The sequence below is a fragment of the Vibrio sp. SCSIO 43097 genome (assembly GCF_023650755.1).
GTDB lineage: Bacteria > Pseudomonadota > Gammaproteobacteria > Enterobacterales > Vibrionaceae > Vibrio > Vibrio alginolyticus.
In genome coordinates, this window is sequence record NZ_CP071841.1 from 1,303,956 (window position 1) to 1,328,620 (window position 24,665).

Genomic DNA, 24,665 nt, shown 5'->3' on the forward strand with positions numbered 1-24,665 from the left:
TAAGTCGTCAATAAGCTTTAATACCAAACTGACGAAGACGCTTAGGAAGCACTTCATCCAACTTGTCTAGTTCACTCGGTTCGACTTCGATAAGATTGAAATGATGCTGCTCATAAACAGTACGAATGGTCTCACGGTCGGCCTGAGCCATCTCCCCATCGTCACTTCCCCAAAATTGCAAATAGACTTTGCCACCTGGCAAGTAAAAATCGCTAGTGACATCTTGGTCAATCGGCAACTGACGCTCATAAGCGTGCACAACACCAGCCAAGTACAGCCAGTTGTCGATGAGCAACTCCCCCTTAGAGCGCACGTAATGCCCATCTAATGTTCGGTGCTTGGCTTCAAATTTTTGGCGAAAGCTTGAGTACGATTTATCCGTAGAATGTGACTCCGCGTCTTGCCCTAAAAACTCAATGACAGACTGCTTAAGACGCTTGTTACGCAGCACCACATCGTGCCATACGACAAAGGTATTTTGTGTTTCTTTATCGGTTCTTTGCTGCCCACCAGCGCGCACACCAGCTTCTGTGACACTCCATCCCTCTTCGGATTTGGTCAACCAACCCAGTTCACTCAAAAGCTGGTTCATGCGCTTCGCATTCAATTTCAGCTTTTCACCCAGTTGTGTCGCGCTCAATGTTTTCCCTGAGCTGGGAGTCAGCTCAATATGTAAGTTGGTCGGCCAGACGATGAACTGGCCAAATTTAGGGTGATCCACATACTCACCGCCAAACTTTGCCCCTTCTTCGGTCAAAATCCACTTTTCATCTTGGCGAACGATGTAGCCTGCACGTTTGAGATCGGCAAACAGCAGCTTAGCTTCTACCTTGCGCATTTTCGCTAATGCCGACGTCGATATTTTTTCAGACATGTGGGTACCTCATGCTGCTGCAAAATTGAACACTATGTCGTCATAGTAACGCATTGATTTCACGGCTTGAAGTCAGGCAAACAAGATTTCGTGTTACAAATAGCAAAGCCAGCGTATAGGTGCTGGCTTTGTTATTTCGGTAAAAAAGCGAATGTTATCGAATAAAAGCGATGCATCCTTGCAAAATCACTAAATTCACAATGTCGATGAAGAATGCACCGACAATTGGAACCACCATAAATGCTTGTGGTGATGGACCATATCGACTCACGATGGAGCCCATATTCATGACTGCAGTCGGTGTAGCACCTAACCCAAAACCGCAGTGTCCGCTAGCGATCACCGCCGCATCGTAGTTGCCTCCCATCATGCGGAATGTTACGTAGTAAGTGAACATCGCCAACACTGCCGACTGAATAGCAAGAATAATAAGGAATGGGATCGCAAGATCGAAAATATTCCACAATTTCAAACTCATCAAGGCCATGGCAAGAAATAGAGATAGTGCAACCGTGCCAAGAATATCAACGGTTTCTAAATCAACCTTGCGCGCCTTCGTCACTTCCATGATGTTAGTGATAACAACACCAATAAACAGCGCATACACAAAATCGGGAATCATTAACCACTTGATGTCAAAACTGCTTACCCAACTCTCCAGATACTTCGCGCCTGTCACGCAAAGTAGAATGATGGACAAGCTTTCAACGACTCTTTTCGCTGTGACGCGATCTTCCTCATGTTCGTTGTACGTCACCAGTTCAGGGAAACTCTGATGACTTTGATTGGTGCGTCCGTATTCCGATTCCAAGTTGTGTTTGTTTAGTAGCTTTTGTGCAACAGGGCTGCCAATAATCCCGCCCATCACCAAGCCAAATGTAGCAGAAGCCATTGCCACCTCTAGAACATTATGCAAACCATACATTTCTTGAAAAGTTTGGGACCACGCAGCTCCAGTTCCATGTCCGCCAGAAAGCGTAATGGATCCGGCGATCAACCCCATGAGTGGATCTAACCCCAACGCTGTTGCTAAGGACACACCGACCGCATTTTGGATAAGAATGTAGACCGATGCCACAACTAGGAAGATGAAAACCTTCGCACCGCCTTTAATCAGTTGGGTGTAATTTGCCGCTAAGCCAACGGTTGCAAAAAACATCAGCATAAAAACGTTTTGCAGTGGTAAATCAAAGGATACATCCACACCGTTTAAGTGCATCGTCGTGATTACGCAAGCGACCACTAGACCACCAACAATTGGCTCTGGAATATTAAATTTTTTTAAGGTTGGTAACTTGGTATTGATGAACTGCCCTAAAAACAACACGCAAATTGCGACAAGGAACGACTCCTGTGGGCCGATAGATATTACCTGATTCATGAGACCTCTTTACTCTACTCTTTCTCATTCATTGAGCACGCGCTCAACGTGAGATAGGTGCCTAAGCCAGTCAGATTGCCTCTCGAAACTTTTGTTTTCTAGGCCTCTTTGACCATTGATTCTCATCAAGTAAGAAATAGGCAGAGCTAAAATTATGCTAATTATCATTCAGTGAGAATATTCATTTAGAACAGGCGATAAGTGTATTGATGGGAAGAGAAAAACAACACTTCTCAACTTATGAGAAGCAATTAATTTCCATATAAAACAAAACCTCAAAACAACGACCACATAGGTGGATATTTAGAGCGAATGAGACAGGCGGATACACTAGGTTTTAAATTATTACTTTCTCTCTAATGCACTAGGTGTTATACATATATATAACACCATCTCAACCAAGAGATTCACTCATGACTAATTGGCATGATCGCCAACCGATATTTCGACAGTTGGCAGACCAGATCACGCAGCAAATACTGCAAGGTGTCTGGCAAGAAGGCGATGCTCTGCCCTCCGTCCGTAGCATCTCTGCAGATATGAAAATTAACCACCTCACCGTTATGAAAGGCTATCAATTGCTTGTTGATGACGGGCTAGTGGAGAAAAAACGCGGTCAAGGTATGTTTGTCGCTTCAGGAGCAAAGCTCAAATTACTCGCAGACGAGAAGGCACGTTTTCTTCAGCAACAAATTCCGCAGATAGCCGACACAATACAGCGTCTGGATATGTCACTCGACGAATTCATTCAACAACTAAAACCACACTTGAAAGGTGACCAATGAGCGCATTAGTCAGTGTAAACAACGTCTCCAAGCAATATCAGCAACAAGGAGAAGCACTGCATGAAGTGAGTTTCGACCTACATGCAGGACAAGTACTTGGCTTACTCGGCCATAATGGCGCAGGTAAATCAACGCTTATTAATGCCCTACTCGGTGCACATGAATATCAGGGCACTATTCGTATCAACGGATTTGAACCCATTATGCAACGCGACAAGATAATGCAGAGCTTATCCTACATCTCGGATGTCAACGTTCTGCCAGATTGGATGACCGTTGCTCAACTGCTTAACTATACCGAGGGCGTGCACCCAGGGTTCAATCGCGCCCAAGCAGATACGCTACTTCGTCAAACGGACATCAAACCTCGTGCGCGTATCAAATCTTTATCCAAAGGGATGAAGGTGCAATTACACCTCGCGATTGTGATCGCGACCAACACCCAAATCCTCATATTGGATGAACCGACACTCGGGTTAGATCTCGTGTATCGCGAGACGTTTTATCGTCACTTATTGGAATGGTTTCACGACGGCGAGCGCGTGTTGATCATCGCCAGTCATGAAGTATCAGAGATTGAGCACTTGCTGACAGATGTTCTGATTCTTAAGCATGGTCGCCCCGTTCTGCAAACCTCGATGGACAGTATCAGTGAAGACTATTTCATTCTTGAAGCCAACGACGAGCACCGCACACAAATTGAAGCGATGAACCCACTCTCGTCACAAAAAGGCCTCGGTTCAACGAAATGGTTACTCAAAGCCCAGTATGCCCAACAAGCAGAAACAATGGGTTCCATCCATGGGGTGAAGTTAGCGGATCTATTTTTAGCATTGCAGAAGGAGGCAGAGTAATGCGTTCAGTTGTCGCGATGTTGCAAAAAGAGTGGTTAGAAAACCCTCTTGTTTTACGTATTCCACTGTTTGTGTTGGCGTGTGGAGTTATTCTCTTTGTGAGTTTGATGAGTAACGACACTCTACAACACAATATGTTTTTCCAAATGAGCTTTGGTGGCGATGTCAGTGACATTCACAAAGAGCTTGGTGATGATGTCAATATGTTGATTACCGGAGGAGCAGGGCTGCTGTCTATCTTGTTAGCCGTTCAGTACTTCCCAAGAACGCTACGCAAAGAACGGGCGGAAGGCAGCATTATGTTTTGGCGCAGTATGCCTGTCAGTGACATAAAAACCCATTTAGTGAAGCTAGGATTTGGCTTATTGGTGATTCCGCTCGTCTGCTCGGTGCTCGTACTCGCTGCAAATTTAATGTTGTGGTTGCTGAACATCTCTACTGATCACCAATTGGCTTTATTGTACCGCCAAGCCTCGTTAGGTTACGTGCTGCTGCATTGGGGAGAGTTTTTAATCAGAATGTTGTTCGCCGGTATTCTGCTGTTACCGCTGGCATTAACTGCGATGGCTATTTCACAAAAAGTGAACTCACCACTGGTCATTTTGTTTATCGCCATTTATGCGCTGCGTTGGATGCCTATCGCACTTTTTGGTTTCTACGGACTAGATCAGTTTTTCTCCGAAGTGCTTTACCTTCCGCTGCACGCCATTATTACACCAAACCCATTCAATGCCATTCCTCAAGCGGGTTGGTTAAACGTCGGCATTTACGCCTTCATTGGTATTCTTGGTTGGACAGCTAGCCTCAAGTTCAGCCGAACTATCCAATAATTTTTCGTTCAATAAACGACCAAACCAAGTCATAAAAAAACGGTCACAACCAGTGTTGTGACCGTTTTTATTTCGCCTCTAGGAGCTCATCCACTTAACTTTAACCAAGGAATGAAATGTAGCCTTGCAAGATAATTAAGTTGACGATGTCGATAAAGAAAGCCCCCACAATTGGCACCACCATAAATGCCTGCGGCGACGGGCCAAATCGGTTAACGATAGAGCCCATGTTCATCACGGCTGTTGGGGTTGCCCCCAAGCCAAAACCACAGTGACCACCCGCAATAACCGCAGCGTCATAGTTGCTTCCCATCACTTTGAACGTAACGTAGTAAGTGAAGATAGCTAAGACCACAGACTGCACAGCTAAAATGACCAAGAATGGAATCGCTAAGTCAAAGATATTCCATAACTTCAAGCTCATTAATGCCATCGCCAAGAACAATGACAAAGAAACGGTACCGAGCATATCGACGGTTTCTGCATCTAACTTACGAAGCTTGGTCACCTCCAAGAAGTTCGTGATGATCACACCAATGAACAGCGCATATACAAAGTCTGGAATCATCAACCATGAGATTTCATACGTGCTAACCCATTGCTCAACATACTTCGCCCCAGTAACACAGATCAGTAGGAAGAAGAGTTTCTCAACCACTTTTTTCGCCGTTACTTTATCTTCTTCATATTCGTTGTAGGTCACCAACTCAGGGAATTTTTCGTGAGTTTTGGCATCTCGACCACCACGACCATACTCCGATTCAATGCTGTTTTTTTCTACGAGGCGCTGCGCTACAGGGCTACCAATGATACCGCCGATGATCAAACCAAAAGTCGCTGATGCCATTGCAATTTCTAAGACGTTATCCAATCCATACACGTCTTGAAAGGTTTGTGACCACGCAGCACCTGTACCATGACCACCTGACAGAGTAATCGAGCCAGCAATTAACCCCATCAAAGGATCTAAACCGAGCGCCGCCGCGAGTGAAACGCCAACGCCGTTTTGTATGATGATGTAAAACGATGCGACAGCTAAGAAGATAAAAACCTTCGCACCTCCTTTCATCAACTGAGTGTAATTTGCGGCCAAACCAACCGTCGCAAAAAACATTAACATAAACGTATTTTGTAATGGCAAGTCGAACTCTAAGTCGATGCCGTTGAAATGAAGAGCAGTAATCATGCAGGCCACAATAAGACCACCTACAATCGGCTCAGGTATGTTGAATTTCTTTAAAATCGGTAGCTTAGCATTAATAAAATGCCCCAGGAAAAGCACACTGATTGCGACCAAGAAGGACTCCAGTGCACCTACAGATATTAAATGATTCATATCGCCTCTTATTATTGTTCTCTTCATTCTCCGTAATGAATGAGTGTTAGTTTAACCTTCGTTCAATAGCAAATTTTCTCGCTTTATTGTTTCGAAAATACTCAAAAAGTTGGTGTAGATGCGCCTTAGGCTAGTTTAAGGGGCGCTCCTTAAGCGATGTGTCAGTTTTTACGCTGTTAGCAAGCCCTTAAATGTGAAAGGAGCTGATACAGCTCCTTCAAATGGCCCCTCGCAATACCTGTGCGTTATCGCTTGGGGTGTCGTGTTGTGAGTAAATTCTGGGTGACACTTTCTGAACCACTTCGGGCTCCCTTACTTAAACAGAATGTGTCAATTACTATCAAACAAAGTTCCTTCCCGTTGTAACCGCTAAACGCCGAGAGCGCGTTCAAAACAATTGGGTTTGCCTGTTCCTGTCGTAGCTTTTCAACTCTGGCTCATGGTGTATAAACGAGCCGAATCCAAGGAAACTCTCAGGCTGCAACAAACGTTTTCGTTACAACGGAGCAGGATTATAACATATCGCTGATAATTTTCTTCAATTCAGTGACATTCACCAACCCCATGGTTAAACCTTGCAATGATTAACTGCCTATTATCATTTTTACAGATAAAGATCGAAGCACAGTTACTCAGTAAGCTTCTTAGAATACGATGCATAGCTAATAACTTCACCGCCGTTCTTATCCAAGAGGTCTTGATAAACGCCCTAGACAACCAAGCAGCCGAAATATGCGATGTTATCATGATTGCTTTTCGAGACCGACGTCCCGACTTTGGCTAATGAGTACAACCCCAACTATGCATCAGGCAAAAACATGTATAATTTTTTATACAAGTTATTCAATAACAAGAGTCCCACATGAACATTCATTCGCTTTGCGCTGCGCTATTACTCAGCGTCGTCTCATCAGCTACAGCAGCTGAAAACATTCGTATTCAATATTCTCCCGTAGAGACAACTCATGAAAAAATCGCCCAACAATCGATTCAAAGCAGCGATGTAAACACCATCTTTGCTGAGCTATCTCAGGCCTACTTTCCATTTGATAAAGCTCTCACGCTGGTTTACGGCGGAGAAGATGGTCCAATGTATGACCCTGATACACACACAATATACGTTCCTTACACTTTTTATTTGGAGTCGCTCAATTACTTCTCCAATAATCAGTATGAAGAACGCTTCGGAAAATCCCCAAAAACAGGGTCGCTAGATACGTTATTGCACACTTTACTTCATGAAGCTGGACATGCTTACATCGAAGATCAAAGCATCCCTGTTCTCGGAAAAGAAGAAGATGCGGTCGATAATTTTGCCACTATTTTAATGATTGACTTCCTAGAAGATGGCGCAGATATGGCCATTAGCGCCGCCGACATGTTCGCATTCGAATCCGACGACAGACCGGACTACTACGATTTTGGCGAGTACATTGACGAACACAGCTTTGATTTGCAGCGTTACTTTTCAACGTTATGTCTGGTGTACGGTAGTGATCCTGAGCAATACAAAGCCTTACTCGATGAAGTAGAAAAAGACTACCTGCGTGATCGCAAAGAGTTCTGCCAATTCAATTACGGCAACATTCGCGACAATTGGCTGCATTACTTGCAAAACAATGAACCAAAAGAAAATTCGCCACGTAAAAGCGATTAGAAAATCTCAAACAAGAAAACCGCAATGACAAAACTCACCATATTTTATGACGGAACCTGCCCGCTTTGTGCCAAAGAGATGAAGGCGCTAAAACAACGCGATGCCGAGCAGCAAATCAAAACCGTCGATATCTACAGCGAGGCGTTCGCCGCTTATCCGCAGATCGATCCGGAGCAAGCCAACACCATTTTGCATGCCCTCAACGATAAGGGAGAGCTTCTGCTTGGGTTGGATGTGACTCATCGCGCATGGCAACTGGTCGGTAGCGGTTGGTTGTATGCACCGCTGCGTTGGCGCGCTGTCAAACCTGTTGCGGATTGGCTTTACCTCAAATTTGCCAAAAACCGTTACCGCGTCTCCTACTGGTTAACGGGCACTTCTCGCTGCAATAACGGTTCGTGTTCACGTTAATTGTGATCCTGCTTAAAAATGCTACGACCTTAGTCTAAATTTATAAACTTCCAGTACTTCTGATTGATTAACTCGGTTAATCTCTAAGCATTACAACAATAAGTATTAATAATTTTATCAGGCAAGCTTATTCAGCTTGTCACTTGTAACGCTGCGCCGAGAGAAGGACGTCTCTATGAATCTGACGATCAGAAAGCGACTATATATCCTTTCAATAATTCCAATTCTAACCATGGCAATAGGCATGATGTGGTTCACCTATCTACAAACCACAGCCTACAACGAACACGAGATTGAGCAGACTCGAAGTCAAATGATGGAGATGAAAAAAGCCGAGCTCAAAAACTACGTCCAAATGGCGCGTTCCGCTGTCGAGCCGCTACTCGCACAAAATGCCCCACTGGAAGAGGCTCTGCCTATCTTGAAACAACTAGAGTTTGGTCAATCCGGCTACATCTTTGGTTATGATTCAAAAGGCGTTCGCGTCGTGGTGGGTAAAAACACCAAAGGCATCGGGGAAAACTTCTATAACTTGCAGGACAAGAAAGGCAATTACCTGATTCAGGATTTGTTAAAAAATGCCAAAACTGGCGAGTTCACGACTTATTACTTCCCGAAACTCGGTCAGAGTGAAGCACTACCGAAACTGAGCTACTCAGTCTTTATTCCTGAATGGGACTTGATGTTGGGAACGGGTTTCTACACGGACGATATCGACGCCATTGTGGCAGACATGGGAAAAGCCGCACACGAAGATCTCAACACCACACTGACGGCAATAGCCCTGTTTTGTGCCTCGATAACAGCGATAGTTGCAGTCTTTGCCGTATTTGTTAACCGCAGCATCATGAAACCTATTGAGCAGTTTGATGCTTCAATTCACTCTTTCGCACAAGGCGATGCAGATTTAACCGCGCGCATGGAAGAATCGAGCGTGCCGGAGTTCACGCAGCTGAGCCGCAACTTCAATATCTTCGTTGAAAGCCTGCAAGGCATCATCAAGAGTGTTAGCCATGTCGGACAAGAAGTGGTTTCAGAGACCAACGAGATGTCACAGCGTGCATCGCAAGTGGACGAGTTAGCTTCAGGTCAACGTGAAGAAACCGAACAGGTCGCTGCGGCAATGACCGAGATGACAGCAACGGCGCACGAGATTTCAAACAACGCTAACCAAGCAGCGCAATCAGCCAGAGACGCCGATGAAAACTCACAACAAGCAAAACACATTGTTGATTCAGCAGCGAACTCTGTCGAAGCGCTCGCGCTAGAAGTGTCAGAAGCCAGCACGGTGATTTCTCGTTTAGAGAGCGACGTAAAAAACATTTCTTCTTCGCTAGAGGTTATTCAAGACATCGCCGAGCAAACTAACCTATTGGCACTGAACGCAGCCATTGAAGCAGCCCGTGCAGGCGAACAAGGTCGCGGCTTCGCAGTCGTTGCCGATGAGGTTCGTAAACTGGCAAGTCGCACTCAAGACAGCACAGGCGAAATTCACCAAATGATTGAGCAATTGAAGTCTGGCTCGGATGCGGCAGTGAAAGCCATGGGCTCAAGCCAAGCGCGTGGTGAAGCAACGGTTGAGGAAGCACGAGCTGCCTCTGCCGCACTGCAAGAAATCCAAGCCGCAATTGCTAACATCATGGACATGAACACCCTGATCGCAACGGCAACCGAAGAGCAAAGCCAAGTTGGGCAAGAGATTTCACAACGCATTGAAGTGATCTCTCAACAAAGCGGTCAGTCGGCAAGCCTTGCGAATCAAAACCGTGCAGGCAGTGGCAACCTTAACCACAAAGCCAACGAACTGTACGACTTGGTCGGTCGCTTTACGGTCTAGAGCTTTCCTCAAACACTCAACATGCAAACAGCGACGCCAAAACGTCGCTGTTTTTATTTCTGCTATCATAATGCGACTTAGCTATAATGCCGCCAACTAAGCACCCACAAGGGCAAAACCAGATGATTATTATGACCACCAATTTCGGTGACATCGAGATTGAACTGAACCTAGAACGAGCACCAGTTAGTTCAAAGAACTTCAAAAAATACTGTGAAGATGGCTTCTACAACGGCACCATTTTCCACCGCGTTATCGATGGCTTTATGATTCAAGGTGGCGGTCATACCGAAGACATGGCAGAAAAGCCAACACGCGCCCCTATCGCGAACGAAGCAAACCGTGGTCTAAAGAACCTTGTTGGCACTATCGCAATGGCGCGTACCGATGCTCCGCACTCTGCAACAGCACAGTTCTTCATTAACTTGGAAGACAATGATTTCCTAGACCACACCGCAACTACCAACCTAGGCTGGGGCTACGCCGTGTTTGGTAAAGTGACCGCGGGTATGGATGTCGTAAACCGCATCGCGAAAGTGAAAACGACCTCTAAGCTTGGTCACGATGATGTGCCATGCGATCCAATCATTATCGAGAAAGTGACGATCAGCGAATAAACCCATTCGCCTCTGCAGAGAAATCGTCGCTATAAAACGAAGAAAGCGCCTAACGTCTTATGACCTAGGCGCTTTTTGTTTTTATTGCTGAAAAAAATGAGCAGCGAGTTTACAGTGTAAAAAGTGAGCAGTTCTAGCGATTACATCCCTTTGAACAAACTTTGAGATGCACGGCTCACCGGGAGCTTGTTCTCTCCAACGTGAGCAAACATTCTGCCAGCAAAGTCTTTGTTTACTTTGTTAATTTTGCACACTTGCACCACGCTTGAACGGTGTACTTGCCAGAACTGTTCTGGGTTAAGCTGCCCTATCAACTCTTTCAAAGATGTACGAATCAAATACTCCTGCACTTTGCCTTGTCCTTGTTGGGCATACACAGAAACGTATTTTTCTTCCGCTTTGAAATACAACACATCAGACGTGGCGATCAGATGAATGTCTTCCCCTTGCGTCGCTTTAATCCACTGAAGATATTGCGGCGTTTGTGGCGCGGATAATTGCTGCAACTGTTCTAACAGACTGCTCATCTGCACATTACTGCTTTCTTGTTCTCGCTTAGCAAGGCGTGCTTTCACTCTTTCACACGTTGTCAGGAGGCGCTCATCCGAGATAGGCTTGAGCAAATAATCGGCGGCATTTTGTTCAAAGGCTTTGATGGCGTAATCATCGTACGCGGTGACAAACACAATCAAAGGTGGATTGGCGAGTTGATTGAGTTTTTGCGCTAGTGTCATGCCATCCAGAACTGGCATACGAATATCAAGAAACGCAATGTCAGGTTGGTTTTGCTCAATGACTTGCAACGCTTGTTCACCATCCGCGACTTTGGCTATCACCTCTAGCTCTGGCCACACTTCAGCTAGGCTTTTATCTAGATGACGCCTCAATAGCGGTTCATCATCAGCAATAATGGCTGTAAACCCTGTATTCATTCCTTTCTTCCTTGATTACGATTCCATTGGCCAACTCAGGCGAACACAAACGCCACCCTGAGCAGACTCACTGATAGAAACCTCTCCTTGTCCTGCGAACAAAGCTTCAACTCGCTGCTTGAGATTACTTAAACCCACGCCAGAGCCCATGTGCCCACTAACGTGATTCAAGCCAACACCTGTGTCTCTGACTTCAATCTTCAAGTTCTGTTGTTCGCGCTTTATGAGCAAGCTGACTTCGCCACCTTCTCGCTTCGGCTCAATACCATGGATGATGGCGTTTTCGATTAAAGGTTGGAGCATCATCGGCGGTAATTCGGTTCTGCCTAACCCCTCTTCCACTTCAACCTTGTAACTGAGTCGGTCACCCAAACGAGTTTGTTGGATGCCTAAGTAAGCCTCAAGTAACGCCGTTTCATTGTCTATGGTGGTGTGCTCTTCACGTGAGCTTTTGAGCGTTGCTCGCAGCAGCGCGGTTAACTGTTCTAACATCAGCTTGGCTTTATCAACATCTTGCGACATGAGCGCGCTGATATTCGCCAAGGTATTGAATAGAAAATGTGGTTCAATCTGGCTTTGCATCTGCTTAAGCTGACTCAGCAACAGCGCACGATCTTGCTCTGCTTTCTCGCGTTTGATGGCTTCCAACTCTCGCTGAGCGATCGCATGTTGCTCGCGTGAATAGAAATAGAAAAAGCACATGGCACTGAATAACAATCCCATTAGACCAACCGACAGCATACTTGAGATACCGAAGTATTCCCCAAGCCAAAGCTGAGCGTTCACCACACCAAACAGTAGGCATGCCGTCAGCGAGATAGCCACTTCCGCCAAACGAGGAATGGTAGGAAACAGGCGGTCGACAAGCCATGAGAAAAAAATAGCTGAATAGCCAAATCCAAAGCTAACCGCTACATGAATGTAAAATGGACCGCCCCAAACCGAGAGCGTCATTGCTGCGATAAAGAGACAAAATGCCGTGGTCACTAATAAGCTACGCGGCCATCCACTTTTCACCACTGATTTTGCTGAACACATTTAGAATTTCCCTTTGATGTTAAATACAATCATATGCTTATCATTGATTTGTGCGTAAGCAGATTGGTCGTCTCCGGTTAAAAAGCGTGCGGCAACTTCCACTTCTACACTTTGGTCGCCAGTATCAATCCATTGGTAGTTAAGCCACTGCGTGACAATCACACCGCCATCTTGCGGCGACAACATCACATCCAACGTAGGAGTTACATCACTTAGCCAGCCCATATCCGCTTTGCCGTTCCATGCAGCCCATGCTTCTACATCCCAACTCCAGTGCAGCATTACGTTATGCTGAACGATATTGGCATGCTGAAACCCTTGAGCGTAGCTTGTTGCAAGTAGAGACGTTTGGGGATTAAGGGTTTGAGAGAGTAGTTCGCCACGTTCTATTGCTTGTTGCCATTCGCTTTTCGACCATGCACGGCTGTCGTACCAATATTCAGCAATCACGTTGTGTCCAGCTTGGTTTGCCCAGTTCAATCCAATTAAGGCTTGGAATGCGCTGCCCTGCTCCTCAACCGAAACGGGTTGGTAAAGATCACCCTGCTGAAACTGATAGCCAACACTTTGCTTTTGCCACAGCATGGAACCGTGCATGGCGATGGATTCATCCCACACCGCAATGGCACTGGCTCCGAGTAAACCTCGGCGCACATCATCGTAATAACCAATAAGTTGATACTCGGTATCACCCACCAGCGCATAACGACGAATACCAACACCTTGCTGCTCTGCGGCTTGATCAAGTGCACTCTGGTCTTGTTGCCCCCAGCTTGAATCCGTCGCAATGACTGTCCACTCGCCGGCCATATCGTAGTGTGAAAGTGAAAACACGCCCGCCCCCTCTTCTGCGACTAAGCCAACCGGGTTTTGTCGATAAGGCTTAAACAGGTCCAAAGGTCGGTAGCCATAACCCACTCCCCAATCCACGCGCAACTTACCCAAACTCACATCAAGTGTAGTGTCACCGACTTGCCACTCCCCTAGCCAAGCCAACTCTCGAATCAACAGTTGGTTATCAGCTTCACTCCACCAATCACTCTCTCCTTGTTGGTTGAGGTACAACCCTTGGCTGTACAGAGCAAACAAGCCACTAAAGTTCTGATAATTCACCTGCACATCCAACAGTGCATTAAGTGAATCACGAGAACTGCCCTGCGCCTGCATAAACGCACTGTCACGCTGCTTAGCGGTTTCGTAACTGACAGCCCAATCCCACTCAAAACTCAGCTCATCATTGGCAAAAACTGGGGCTGCTGCGCCCACACACAACGACGCAGCAATCAACAAACTGGTGCTTTTGTTAAGGTTAGGCTGGTGCGATTTCATGTGACTTCCTTGCTCGTTTTCATGGTTCTATTTACGAAGCTCAGACTAAAGCTGAGTCGTGTTGGCTTTCGGCAAATAACTTGGGTTGTAGAACTTGTTATCTAGCTGCCAAGGCACGATTTCTTGGTACTCGATAACGGTCTTTTTGCTCGGCTGAATGCTATCAAGCAAGGTCATCTCACTGACGTAGTCTTCACCGTTGTCAGTTGCACGTCCGTATTGCGCTTGCTTGGCGAGTTTGCCAGAGCGCAGGTAAAGATCAGCTTTAATTGGAAACGCATCTTGCTCAGACAACCACAAGTCGATCTTCTGATAGCTCGCCCCTTTGGTTTTCGCGGTTAAAGCAAGGTGATAAGCCGCGACACTTTCCCCGTTTACCGAAACGGTTTCTGTCGCTTTCCATTCACCTTGATAATCTTGGCTCCACGTCAGAGTTGAGATGTCGCCGATAGACGCTTCACCAAGCAGCTTCTGCATTGGCGTAATGCGAATCGGACGGCGACTCTTCGGCATTTGTAGCCAGTAGTTGTCGCCCATCATCAACATCTTTTGCCCTGCTTCAACCGCCGATTTGAATACCACCAGCGATTCTCGATTTGGGCGTGTGTACACGTGGTAAAGGCGGGTTTTATCTAACTCTTGGTCTTGATATAAGCGCACCAGAGACACCACTTTGGAGGAATCATCTTGCAAGCGGTAGCTATCCGCTTTTTCAATCAATTGCGCGACTTGCTGTGCATCTAGCGCTGTTTCATTCGCACTGGCATTCATGCTTGCCATGCCGCTTACCGTCAGCAGTGCAATTGGTAATAGTGATTTGAAATTAAACATAAATCAGTGCCTCCGTAATTGGCTTGTTCACCCCTTTGCGCGCCGAGAAAAACGCCGTAACCAAACAAATCATCAATACTGCGAATCCTGCGACAGCGACCAGCTCCCAAGAGAAGTAAATCGTCAATGGATAACCTTCTGTGCGTCCTGGCGGTGGCGGCATTTGCACATCCACGACCATCAGTAAGACGGTGACTAACGCAGTAAACAAAGCGCCGATTAAGCTGCCAATCACGGCAAGTAACCCTGCTTCGCGCAAGAACCCAGCAATGATTTCGCGAGGGTAGCTACCAAGTGCTGACAGGGTGCCAATTTCACGGGTGCGTTCCGTTACCGACATGGTCATGGTGTTGAACAGGGCGACAAAGACCACCAGCGCCATTACTGCTCCCATGATGCCGAAGATACGGTCGTACAAATCTTTCACTTTGAGATAGAAGAACGCACGTTCTTGCCAAGGCGTGATCTCAATATCTTGCTCGCCAAAGTTCTGCTTTTGCTTACTCAAAACCGAAGCCACTTGTTGCTCGACTTGGCTAGTTAAACTGGTATCGAACAGAAAGACAGATAACGCGCTGACTTTGTCTGAACCGAGCAGCGATTGCGCGCTGTTGATGTGTACGTAAAGCTGGCGTTTATCAAGCTCAGGCACGCCTGTTGAGTAGATGCCTCGTACTTTGAAGTCATACGCATTCAATGCGCCATCGGTAGTGGTCGCCAGCAAGGTAATCCAATCGCCAACGTGCACGCTTAGGTTGTTCGCTAAATCAACGCCAAGCATCACTTCTGGCTCTGTAGGGTCATAACGCGATGCATGAATGTTGGACAGCGTTTGCCCTTCGCGCACGTCCAAAAACGGTCCTTTCATATCGAATTCGCGTTCGTTAACACCAATGCCGATAAAGATCGATGACTTGTTGCCGTTGGAAATCAAACCGCTGAACTCAACTCGAGGCTGCACACCTCGCACTTCATTCAACCCAATCAATTGCTTGGTGATGTCGTCAGCATGAGTTAACCCGTTACTCAGTGGCATTTCTTCTTCTTTAGCGAAGTAACCCGGCGTGGTTAACGTCAGATGCCCCGTGTCACGCGCTGTCGACTCTTTCAAACTGTCGTAGGTGTACAGACCAAAACCGCCCGCACTGGTTAAGGCAAACACGGCAATGGCGATGATCAGCATCGACAACAAACTGCGGCGGCGATTGCGTTGTAGGTTCAACCAAGCAAGGCGAACGGGAACAGGAATTAGCTTGCCCATGAAACCTCCTCCACACTTGCGTGCGTTTGGGTAATCTTGCCGTCCACCAACTCAATGGTGCGGTCACAACGGGATGCCATGCGAGGGTCGTGAGTGGCGACGATAAAAGTGGTGCCTAGCTCGTGTCCGAGCCCTTTCATAATGTCGATGACCTTGTTGGCAGTTTGGCTATCAAGGCTTGCGGTTGGCTCATCGGCAATCACCAACGCCGGTTTGTGTACTAACGCACGAGCAATTGCCACACGCTGCTGCTGACCGCCCGACAAGTTATCGGGCATGTGATGAATAAACTCGCCCAAGCCAACGTGTTCTAGCATTTGTGTAGCGAGCTCGGTTTGTTCCGCTTTTGAAAAACCGTTGAGGTGTAGCGGATACGCCACGTTCTCTAACGCTGTCATCACGGGCACAAGATTGAATTTTTGAAATACAAAACCAAGCTTTTCACGGCGCATTTTTGCAGCCTGCATTTGTCCGGTTGGGTATGGGCTGCCTGCAAATGTCACCTGACCTTGGTATTGAGTATCCAGCATGCCAAGCACATTAAGTAAGGTGCTTTTGCCTGAACCAGACGGCCCGCACAATGCCACCATTTCGCCGGCAAACACTTCACCAGACACGTCTCGCAATGCACGCACCGTTTGGTTGCCAAGGGCGTAATCGCGACTGAGTTGATTAAAAACGATCATGACGCCTCCCTAATACTTGGCTAGCAACGCTTTCGCGGTTTGCGTTTCTAGATTGCTGTCGCCCAATTGCTCCATTTGCGCTAACCATATTTTGGCTTGTTGAACATCTTCAGCGCGCAGTGCCGCTTCAATGGCATAACGGTAAATCCACGAAGTAGCCGCGAAAGGTTGCTGACTAAAACTCGGTTCATCGAGCAGAGAAAGGTACAGCTCGTAGCCACGCTCAAAGTGATTGAACATGTCTGGCAGAGAGGTAAACGTAGTAGCTGCCATAGCGGTGGCTAGTTGATATTCCGGCAAACCTTGTAAGCGTTGTTGCTCTTGCAGTGGTACTGGCTGATTCGCCATTAGGTCCAAACCTTTTTGGATTGTGGCAAGACCGCGCTCGGTGAACTTCATCTTGTTCCAAGGCATAAACGCCTCACGACCTTGCAACGTCTCTGCACTGCCTAAATACACCAAAGTCACCGGCGTAGCGCCCTGCTCTTCAAGTTGTTTGGATAATTCGCCGTAAACGGTATCAACTAAACCAGAGTCACCCTGCGCCGCTTGGTTGAATTGACTGAGTGTGCGCTCGCTTGGGTTAGCCAGAGTCAGATTGCTGCTGAGTGCAAATGCGGCGATAAAGGTACTTGCCAGTTTAAGAGCTTTGATTGAGCGAAATTGAGAAACCATCATGTACTGTCCTTAGTTGAACGTGATTTGATGGTTTCAGATTAAGGGAGAAGATCGCACGCTGCTTTTGCATGCGACCAATGGCAGTTATGCGGAGTGAATGGTATTGAGAGAGGATGAATGACATTCACTTAAACAGAAAATACAATTCCGTTCATTCGTAACGCTACATTTTTACGGCAGTCACAATAAAAACACTGGCTTAAAATCTGAGGCTAGTGTATTTATCCATCCCACAGCTACCCATAACAGACAGTGCGCACTCTCCTTTCTTACACACCTTTGCATGGTGTCTGTTGTTTCGAAATCGAGATTCTTAGCATCGGAATAGTTTGAACTCTTCGAGTTTTAGTTGTTTTCGCACTCAAAATAGGTGCGTTATTAGGTCGTTGAAAATGAATAAGCGTTATTTCCCAAGAGTTGATTTGCCACTACTCATGGCGATCATTCCGATCATGCTGTTAAGTTCGCTCACTCTCTGGAGTGCCAGTAGCTTTAATGAGGCGATGCTCTTCAAACATTTGGCGCGCTGCGGACTGACATTAGTTTGTATCTTGGTCATGTCCTCGATTCCAGCGTCCAGCTATCAGCGCTCAGCTCCATATCTCTACATTATTGCGGTTGCTCTGCTACTTGCTGTCGCTTTATTTGGTGATAGCACCAATGGCTCTCAACGTTGGCTCGATATCGGCTTCTTCCGCTTTCAACCGTCTGAGCTAATCAAACTTTCCATTCCAATCATGATCGCCTGGATGCTGCATATTGAAGGAGGTCGACCAGACAGTCGGAAAATTGCATTTTGCTTACTTATTACAATGATTCCTGCCGGGTTAATCGCGCTACAACCGGATTTAGACGGTGCAGTTTTTACCATCATTTATGCATTGTTCGTTTTGTTTTTGGCTGGCATGAGCTGGAAAATAATCTGCGGGTTTATTGCGAGCATTTTAACGTTAGCACCTATTTTATGGTTCTTCGTTATGGAAACCTATCAAAAGAGCCGTGTAACACAGTTCTTGCACCCTGAGTCCGATCCACTGGGTTCGGGCTACCAAATCATCCAATCTTTGATTGCGATTGGCTCAGGCGGTATGAAAGGCAAAGGTTGGATGAATGCAACGCAGGGAACACTTGGCTTTATTCCAGAAAGTCATACGGACTTTATTTTTTCGACCTATGCGGAAGAATGGGGCTTTGTTGGCAGTTTAGTCTTACTCGCATTGTACTTGTTTATTACTGCACGCGTTATGTTGCTTGCATGTCAGTCTGACCACTTTTTTAGTCGGCTGGTAAGTGGCGCATTAGCGATGAGCTTTTTTCTGTATGCTTTTATCAATACGGGCATGGTGAGTGGCTTGTTGCCAGTAATGGGTAGCCCACTTCCCTTCTTTAGCTATGGCGGCACGGCGATGCTAACTCAAGGTATCTGTTTTGGTGTAATCATGTCGCTGTGTTATTCCAAATATCGTAACGTATAGCTCTGCTTGAGAAAAAGCGATCAAAAAAGGCTTCCCCGAGGAAGCCTTTTTACAACGATATGAGCGAATTAATTACAGCTCTGCGTTGTGGTAAACCTGCTGAACATCATCACAGTCATCTAGAAGATCTAGGAATTTCTGGAACTTCTCAGCATCTTCACCCGATACAGGCGTATGAGTTTGCGGAACGAATGTGATTTCTTCAACATCGATCGTTAGATCTGGGAATGCACCGTTAAGCGCAGTTTTTGTTTTGAAGAATTCTGTGTGAGGTGCGAATACAGTGATAACACCGTCTTCTAGCTCAACGTCAGTAACGTCTACATCTTCCATCATTAGCGTTTCTAGGATGATTTCATCATCGTCGCCTTTGAACTGGAATACCGCTTGGTGATCGAACATGTGAGAAACCGAGCCCTCAACACCAATTTTCGCACCGACTTTCACAAAGCATTGGCGTACATCTTGGAAAGTACGGTTGCCGTTGTCTGTTAGACAGTCAACGATAACGCTAGTACCGCCAGGGCCGAAGCCTTCGTAACGTGCTGGAGTGTAGTCTTCACCACCGCCACCGTTCGCTTTGTCGATCGCTTTATCGATAACGTGCGCAGGAACTTGGTCTTTTTTCGCTTTTGCGATCAGGTGTTTCAAAGACAAGTTCATGTCTGGATCACCACCACCGTTTTTCGCGCACATGTAAATTTCTTTACCGTATTTGGAATAAACTTTAATTTTCGCGCCTGCAGTTTTCGCCATAGAGGCTTTGCGCACTTCAAAACTTCTTCCCATCGGGATGTCTCTCTAAATTCAAATTTAATGCGAAGGATTTTAGCAAAAAGCGAAACCTTTTCAATTTCGCTTAGCAAAGGAATAGGGAGGTTACCTCATTCGTCACATTGGATTGAACCATTGCCACGGTTCGCGTTAAGCGACACCCATTACTCGTTTGTACTTTTCGACCGATTGCTGGAAAAACGCCTTTTCATCAGCATCGTTAATCTTGGACAACTGTTCTTCTATTGCTTCAGGACCAGATTTGGCCTCTCTGAGCTTCCAAACCAAAAACGACGCCTGCTTATCCAGTTCGATTTTGTTTTTTTCGTCAGGCGGCAATAGGGATAGATTAAACGACATTCACAGCCTCAAGGTACTTTAAATACTAGCCGGGCACTATATCACACAGAGTTACAATTACAGAATAGAAACGCACTTAACTTGATCGATTTCAAGTTAACTATTTAGGCACAGCGCTGATTTTCAGTGCTTTTGGTAAATGCTGTTCGAATATTTGTTGTAATCGAGTCTTGGTAACGGGTTTAGCCACGAACTCGTTCATCCCAACATCGAAGCAATGTTGCTGATCCTCTTTAATGACATTGGCACTTAGCGCAATAATTGGAACGTGTTTCCCCCACTCTCCCATTTTTCGAATTCGTTCCGTAGCAATAAACCCATCCATCACAGGCATTTGGCAGTCCATAAAAATCAAATCGAAAGGCTGCTGATCACACAGCTGCAATGCTTCTTCGCCATGGTTGGCGACACTCACTCGCACACCCAGTTTTTCTAACATGATGCGAACTACCTTCTGATTGACGATGGTATCTTCAACAACCAGTACCCAAGGTTTATCATTATCTTGAGGGCTGATTTCGTTGTCTTCCGCTTTCCGGAAATCTAATACATTAAGTTGGTCGGTATAGGTCGATTGCGCATTTATTACAGCAACAGGAATCGAAAATTCAAAACAGCTTCCCAGCCCAAGCTCACTTGTTAGTTGTATTTCCCCTCCCATCAAGTTAACCAACTGTGCAGCTATCGCCAAACCAAGCCCTGTCCCACCATACTTTCTGGTGGTACTACCATCAGCTTGTTGGAAGCGTTCGAAGATTGCTTGTTGGTACTCTTTCGCAATACCAATACCAGAATCCACAACTCGAAACCGGATATGAGCGGTCTCTCCATCAAGTCGAGATAACGCTACAAGAAGCTTCACATGGCCGCGCTCGGTAAATTTAATCGCGTTGCTCAACAAATTGTTCAGAACTTGTTTCAATCGTGTGGCATCACCTTGCACTTCCATTGGCAAGTGAGGATCAATATCGCTGAGCAGCTGTAAGTTTTTCTGCTTGGCTTTGACACTATGTAAACTGATGACATCGTCAAGTAGCTCGCGAAGATCATAGCTCGTGTATTCCAGCTCTACTTTGCCAGCTTCAACTTTAGAGAAGTCCAAAATGTCGTCGATTATCGTCATTAGTGAGTGAGAAGAACTGTCAATGATCTCTACAAACTCTTTTTGCTGGGGATCGAGGTCGGTGTCATTGAGCAACGACGACACACCAATAATGCCATTCATCGGTGTGCGGATCTCATGGCTCATAGTGGCAAGAAACTCACTTTTTTTACGATTAGCGACTTCTGCCCTATCGCGTTCAGCCTCTAACTCAGTCTGGTGCTCTTTCACTTTCTCAACACTTCGGTTGTATTTCTCTGCCAAAACACTCACTTCATCAAAGCACCATCGTTTAGGGAGAGTCACTTTACTCGGCACTGTACCGCCACGAAAATCGCTCACCGCACCAGACAGCAATTGTAACGGATTGACCAACAAGCGAAACGCCACCCAAAGAACACCAATGATGAGGACAAGAATTTTGATCGCTTCTGTCGTAAGTAGAAAAAAGAACTGCTGCCAAAGATCTTCATATATCGCGCTAAGATCCGATTGAACCGTTAATATCGCGAGATCATACGTTTTATCGCCGACCCGATACTGCATCGGCCAGCTTCTCTCGACAACATCCTCAGAAAGCGCCGAACCTAATTCAATGATAACTTCGTCTTCACTAGCAATACGTAAGTAGTCCACCGAGGGCATACGCATTGCACCTTGAGCTTGTGTCAGCAACAGCTCCCTATCCTCTACCCACAAACTCGCAGAAAAGCTCGATAAATAGCTAGACTCAACCTGCTTTAATTCAACATCTAAATGGGCTAAATCTTCGTGAAAAACTCGATATAAGCTCACTGTAGAAATGATGACCGTAAAGATTAAACTCAACGTTAATACCGCCAACATAAGTTGGTTGCCGATACTAAAACGACGTTGAGATCGCTCTTTTTCATCCATATGAAACCGCTCCGATAAACTTGCGCTACTCTAAATATAGCTACGCACAAATAATAATCGAGGATACGATGAAAAGACTTCTACTTAGATTGGCTTTTAGCTTCATTGTTGTAAGTTCTCATGTGACCGCAAATCAAGTGAACTATTACGTCATTGCTGAACAAGCTCGACCATTTCAAATTGAACAACAGGGACAAATGCACTCCGGAATTGTGACCGATATCGTCAGCGCTATCTTCGCGGAGTCGGATTACCAAGTGAATTATCATACTTATCCATTTAAACGTATGATTTCCATATTGGAAGAAGGCGCTGAGCCAAACTGGTTAACTTATGGCAGCCCGAACTGGGGCAAGGTGCAATCGGAAAATTTATCTGAGGAGCCCATTTACACTGTAAAACATGTACTGGTGTCGAGTAGCGAGAAGCCTTTAGAATTCAAAAATATGGATACGATGCATGGTCGTTCTATTGTATTACTGCTGGGGTTTGATTATCCAAATTTAACACCGTTCTTTGAAAATGGCAGTGTCAATGAAATGCGTGTGAAAGACTACAACGCCGCATACCGAGTGATAAGCCGAACCCCTGGAGATACAGCTTTTGTCGAGATGGAATCCCGAGTCCTTTACAACTTAAAGCGACTCAATTTGCCGTTAGAGAATTTTCAGATACAGCCTTTCAGCTCGGTTATTCCTGACTACTCAATCTACCTAGCTTTTTCACCTCAAATGCAACCAGAAACTCAAAATTACATCAATACACGACTCGTTGAATTAAAAGCCTCAGGGGAAATTGATGAAATCATTCAAAAGTATCAATGAATCAAATCATTAACAAAAACGCCAACGATGATACGTTGGCGTTTTTGTTTCTGGGAAATCTGTAGCACTTACTTAGTGTGGTTAACAAACTTAGGATCAAACATGTGCCCCAATTTACTCGCCTTGGTTTGCAGGTAATGTTGATTACTTGGGTTATTCCCTTCTTGTAATGGCACTCGTTCAATGACGTTAATATCAACCGCTTTTAAGGCGGCGAGCTTGCGTGGGTTATTCGTCATTAGACGCACAGCGTCAATCCCCAAATGCTCTAGCATTCCTTTACAGAACGCGTAATCACGCATATCAGCGGCAAAACCTAAACGCTCATTTGCTTCCACGGTATCTGCGCCATCATCTTGTAAGTGATAGGCACGAATTTTATTAATCAAGCCGATTCCACGCCCTTCTTGACGTAAATAAAGCAGCACGCCACATCCCTCTTTGACGATGTTTTGTAGCGCTCTATTAAGCTGAAAACCACAGTCACAACGCGTGCTAAATAGAGCATCTCCGGTAAGACACTCCGAATGCAACCGAATAAGTGGAGCTGCACTTTTTGTTGGCTCACCATAGACCAGAGCAAGATGCTCTTTATTTGTCGCGGCTTCAATAAAGCCGTACATCATAAATGTGCCCCACTGGGTGGGCAATTTGGCTTTATCGATAAACTTCACGAGATTGTAAGGCTCAACATGTCTCAGCTCTGCCCGCACATTCATCAGAATCTCTCCTAGATGATTTTCTCCTTTACCATCTCCCCCGTCTCCCCAAAAGGCATCTTTATGAGAATGCTCTGTTAGGCAAGCGTTACCCGTTCTCATTAATTGCTGCGCTAATGGTGGATTTTGTAGAAACTTTTCCCTAACGATGAAAGCCATAACAGCCAACTTTATATCGTCCCAATCGCTTCTGACAAAGTGTTCGTATTTGCGGCTTAAAGCAAACGCTTCGTCAGGGGTGCTTGCGTGCTGAATTTTACTTTGCAACTGAGCATCGAGAAACTTTTGGGCTTGGTAATAATGTTCGCTGGTGGGCCAAGTTTGGGAGGAGATATTGACTGGGGCATGGCAAAAATTTGAGAGAAAACCGTGGGGCTCATCGGGCTCATAAAAAAGGATTTGATCAACCATACTTGCGCTCCTTGCTTTGTGGTTGCGATAATCAACAAAAAGCATATCGCTACTGATATATCTAGTAACACAAGGTCAGATTGTCAAACTTCTTCGGGACGGGACGTGAGTGTGAAACTCGTGCTTTTGAGGCGCAAGACAGATAAATGGAGAGTTTGAATAAGAGAGTAATAGAGTGAAAAAATAAAAAGGGCAGTCCGTCGACTACCCTATGGGTTGCTAAACCAACCTGAGGCGATCAGTGTATCAAGCCAAGCTCCCTTGCTTCTTCAATGGTCAACCCACTTTCACGGATCTCACGTAACGCTTCAATGCGTCTTCTGGCTTCTGCTGATTTCACTGTTTTCTCTGGCTTCACAACGGTTTCCTCATCAGGTAATTCCCATTTGTGAGCGATGTTGGTCATCTCGTCATGGTCGATAGAATTAATGGACATATTTCCTCCGAACACACCATGTTTTCGATGCGTAATCTATAGCAAAACCGGAACAAGGTGGTAAGAAAAACTGTAGGGAAATGTGACCCCTCCCGCCCTTTCGCTAACTCCTTAATAGATTCATCATTTAAGTTTTGCCAAGGGACAAATTTACGATTAAATTTGAGTAATTCCCCCTACGAAAAGTGTGCTGATCTAGCTCTCAATTCTGCTCTTCTTTAGTTTTATCAACGACGCATTACACCACTTCCTGTTTCACCTAACTTTCGAGTCACTTCACTGATTCATAGTTTGATACTTTCTAAAAACCGCCACACCTGATAATGATAA

At 45.8% G+C, this 24,665-nt stretch carries 24 protein-coding genes; 9 read left to right on the forward strand and 15 right to left on the reverse strand.

The features are described 5' to 3' along the window. Positions 1–7: 7 nt before the first annotated feature. Both J4N40_RS22295 and gltS (J4N40_RS22300) read right to left on the reverse strand, forming a co-directional pair. On the reverse strand, positions 8–874 hold the full coding sequence (locus tag J4N40_RS22295; protein WP_005374442.1) for a hypothetical protein: 867 nt from the start codon (positions 872–874) through the stop codon (positions 8–10). A gap of 154 nt (positions 875–1,028) precedes the next feature. After that, positions 1,029–2,255 (reverse strand): sodium/glutamate symporter, encoded by a 1,227-nt coding sequence (gltS, locus tag J4N40_RS22300; protein ID WP_005374443.1) that lies wholly within the window; start codon positions 2,253–2,255, stop codon positions 1,029–1,031. Between the two features lie 413 nt (positions 2,256–2,668). Between gltS (J4N40_RS22300) and J4N40_RS22305 the strand changes: the two genes are divergently transcribed. The 3 genes from J4N40_RS22305 to J4N40_RS22315 are packed head-to-tail and all read left to right on the forward strand — an operon-like array spanning position 2,669 to position 4,724. Beyond that, on the forward strand, positions 2,669–3,040 hold the full coding sequence (locus tag J4N40_RS22305; RefSeq protein ID WP_005374444.1) for a GntR family transcriptional regulator: 372 nt from the start codon (positions 2,669–2,671) through the stop codon (positions 3,038–3,040). Beyond that, positions 3,037–3,894, forward strand: a complete 858-nt coding sequence (locus J4N40_RS22310) for an ABC transporter ATP-binding protein (protein WP_149191669.1) — start codon at positions 3,037–3,039, stop codon at positions 3,892–3,894. The genes J4N40_RS22305 and J4N40_RS22310 overlap by 4 nt, the downstream gene beginning before the upstream one ends. Beyond that, the gene (locus tag J4N40_RS22315; RefSeq protein WP_054576512.1) at positions 3,894–4,724 is read left to right on the forward strand and encodes a hypothetical protein; all 831 of its coding nucleotides are present in this window, start codon (positions 3,894–3,896) and stop codon (positions 4,722–4,724) included. The genes J4N40_RS22310 and J4N40_RS22315 overlap by 1 nt, the downstream gene beginning before the upstream one ends. Positions 4,725–4,824: 100 nt before the next feature. Here J4N40_RS22315 and gltS (J4N40_RS22320) read toward each other — a convergent pair whose 3' ends face one another. Then, the gene (gltS, locus tag J4N40_RS22320) at positions 4,825–6,060 is read right to left on the reverse strand and encodes a sodium/glutamate symporter (RefSeq protein WP_005392050.1); all 1,236 of its coding nucleotides are present in this window, start codon (positions 6,058–6,060) and stop codon (positions 4,825–4,827) included. 862 nt (positions 6,061–6,922) lie between these two features. On the opposite strand from gltS (J4N40_RS22320), the gene J4N40_RS22325 reads away from it, so the two are divergent. From J4N40_RS22325 to J4N40_RS22340, 4 genes are all read left to right on the forward strand, one after another. Then, a complete protein-coding gene (locus J4N40_RS22325) occupies positions 6,923–7,717 on the forward strand; it encodes a DUF4344 domain-containing metallopeptidase (RefSeq protein WP_250654520.1) in 795 nt (264 codons plus the stop codon). 24 nt (positions 7,718–7,741) lie between these two features. Continuing rightward, complete coding sequence (locus tag J4N40_RS22330) at positions 7,742–8,128, forward strand: thiol-disulfide oxidoreductase DCC family protein (protein WP_250654521.1); 387 nt, start codon at positions 7,742–7,744, stop codon at positions 8,126–8,128. Positions 8,129–8,303: 175 nt separating this feature from the next. Then, positions 8,304–9,965 carry a methyl-accepting chemotaxis protein gene (locus J4N40_RS22335; RefSeq protein WP_250654522.1) on the forward strand — a complete coding sequence of 554 codons (1,662 nt, stop codon included), beginning with the start codon at positions 8,304–8,306 and terminating at the stop codon, positions 9,963–9,965. Positions 9,966–10,087: 122 nt separating this feature from the next. Next, positions 10,088–10,582 (forward strand): peptidylprolyl isomerase, encoded by a 495-nt coding sequence (locus tag J4N40_RS22340; protein ID WP_020195057.1) that lies wholly within the window; start codon positions 10,088–10,090, stop codon positions 10,580–10,582. Between the two features lie 140 nt (positions 10,583–10,722). On the opposite strand, the gene J4N40_RS22345 is transcribed toward J4N40_RS22340, so the two are convergent. From J4N40_RS22345 to J4N40_RS22375, 7 genes are read right to left on the reverse strand one after another with little or no spacing between them, the layout of a single operon-like run. After that, positions 10,723–11,514 (reverse strand): LytR/AlgR family response regulator transcription factor, encoded by a 792-nt coding sequence (locus J4N40_RS22345; protein ID WP_250654523.1) that lies wholly within the window; start codon positions 11,512–11,514, stop codon positions 10,723–10,725. Positions 11,515–11,529: 15 nt separating this feature from the next. Further along, entirely contained in the window at positions 11,530–12,552 is a 1,023-nt protein-coding gene (locus tag J4N40_RS22350) for a sensor histidine kinase (protein ID WP_250654524.1), read from the reverse strand. Further along, positions 12,553–13,881, reverse strand: coding sequence for a hypothetical protein (locus J4N40_RS22355; protein ID WP_213896386.1), 1,329 nt, complete (start codon positions 13,879–13,881; stop codon positions 12,553–12,555). It abuts the gene before it with no gap. 45 nt (positions 13,882–13,926) lie between these two features. Next, positions 13,927–14,712 (reverse strand): outer membrane lipoprotein-sorting protein, encoded by a 786-nt coding sequence (locus tag J4N40_RS22360; protein WP_085342431.1) that lies wholly within the window; start codon positions 14,710–14,712, stop codon positions 13,927–13,929. Then, positions 14,705–15,973: an ABC transporter permease gene (locus J4N40_RS22365; RefSeq protein ID WP_250654525.1), complete on the reverse strand. Its 1,269-nt coding sequence runs from the start codon at positions 15,971–15,973 to the stop codon at positions 14,705–14,707. Before J4N40_RS22365 ends, J4N40_RS22360 begins: the two co-directional genes overlap by 8 nt. Then, entirely contained in the window at positions 15,961–16,659 is a 699-nt protein-coding gene (locus tag J4N40_RS22370) for an ABC transporter ATP-binding protein (RefSeq protein WP_005448872.1), read from the reverse strand. The genes J4N40_RS22365 and J4N40_RS22370 overlap by 13 nt, the downstream gene beginning before the upstream one ends. A gap of 9 nt (positions 16,660–16,668) precedes the next feature. Further along, on the reverse strand, positions 16,669–17,337 hold the full coding sequence (locus J4N40_RS22375; RefSeq protein WP_104980291.1) for a hypothetical protein: 669 nt from the start codon (positions 17,335–17,337) through the stop codon (positions 16,669–16,671). A gap of 392 nt (positions 17,338–17,729) precedes the next feature. Between J4N40_RS22375 and rodA the strand changes: the two genes are divergently transcribed. Beyond that, on the forward strand, positions 17,730–18,812 hold the full coding sequence (rodA, locus tag J4N40_RS22380; RefSeq protein ID WP_104980289.1) for a rod shape-determining protein RodA: 1,083 nt from the start codon (positions 17,730–17,732) through the stop codon (positions 18,810–18,812). Positions 18,813–18,884: 72 nt separating this feature from the next. On the opposite strand, the gene J4N40_RS22385 is transcribed toward rodA, so the two are convergent. From J4N40_RS22385 to J4N40_RS22395, 3 genes are all read right to left on the reverse strand, one after another. After that, positions 18,885–19,601, reverse strand: coding sequence for a YebC/PmpR family DNA-binding transcriptional regulator (locus J4N40_RS22385; RefSeq protein WP_005374482.1), 717 nt, complete (start codon positions 19,599–19,601; stop codon positions 18,885–18,887). 135 nt (positions 19,602–19,736) lie between these two features. Next, positions 19,737–19,946, reverse strand: a complete 210-nt coding sequence (locus J4N40_RS22390; protein WP_005374484.1) for a DUF3283 family protein — start codon at positions 19,944–19,946, stop codon at positions 19,737–19,739. A gap of 100 nt (positions 19,947–20,046) precedes the next feature. Further along, on the reverse strand, positions 20,047–21,945 hold the full coding sequence (locus J4N40_RS22395) for an ATP-binding protein (RefSeq protein ID WP_250654526.1): 1,899 nt from the start codon (positions 21,943–21,945) through the stop codon (positions 20,047–20,049). 68 nt (positions 21,946–22,013) lie between these two features. On the opposite strand from J4N40_RS22395, the gene J4N40_RS22400 reads away from it, so the two are divergent. Next, the gene (locus J4N40_RS22400) at positions 22,014–22,769 is read left to right on the forward strand and encodes a substrate-binding periplasmic protein (protein WP_213910614.1); all 756 of its coding nucleotides are present in this window, start codon (positions 22,014–22,016) and stop codon (positions 22,767–22,769) included. A gap of 68 nt (positions 22,770–22,837) precedes the next feature. Here the strand turns inward: J4N40_RS22400 and ribA are convergent, their stop codons facing one another. Further along, positions 22,838–23,899 (reverse strand): GTP cyclohydrolase II, encoded by a 1,062-nt coding sequence (gene ribA, locus J4N40_RS22405; RefSeq protein ID WP_017635221.1) that lies wholly within the window; start codon positions 23,897–23,899, stop codon positions 22,838–22,840. A 238-nt stretch (positions 23,900–24,137) separates the two neighbouring features. Then, positions 24,138–24,335 (reverse strand): PA3496 family putative envelope integrity protein, encoded by a 198-nt coding sequence (locus tag J4N40_RS22410; protein WP_005374493.1) that lies wholly within the window; start codon positions 24,333–24,335, stop codon positions 24,138–24,140. Positions 24,336–24,665 lie beyond the last annotated feature (330 nt).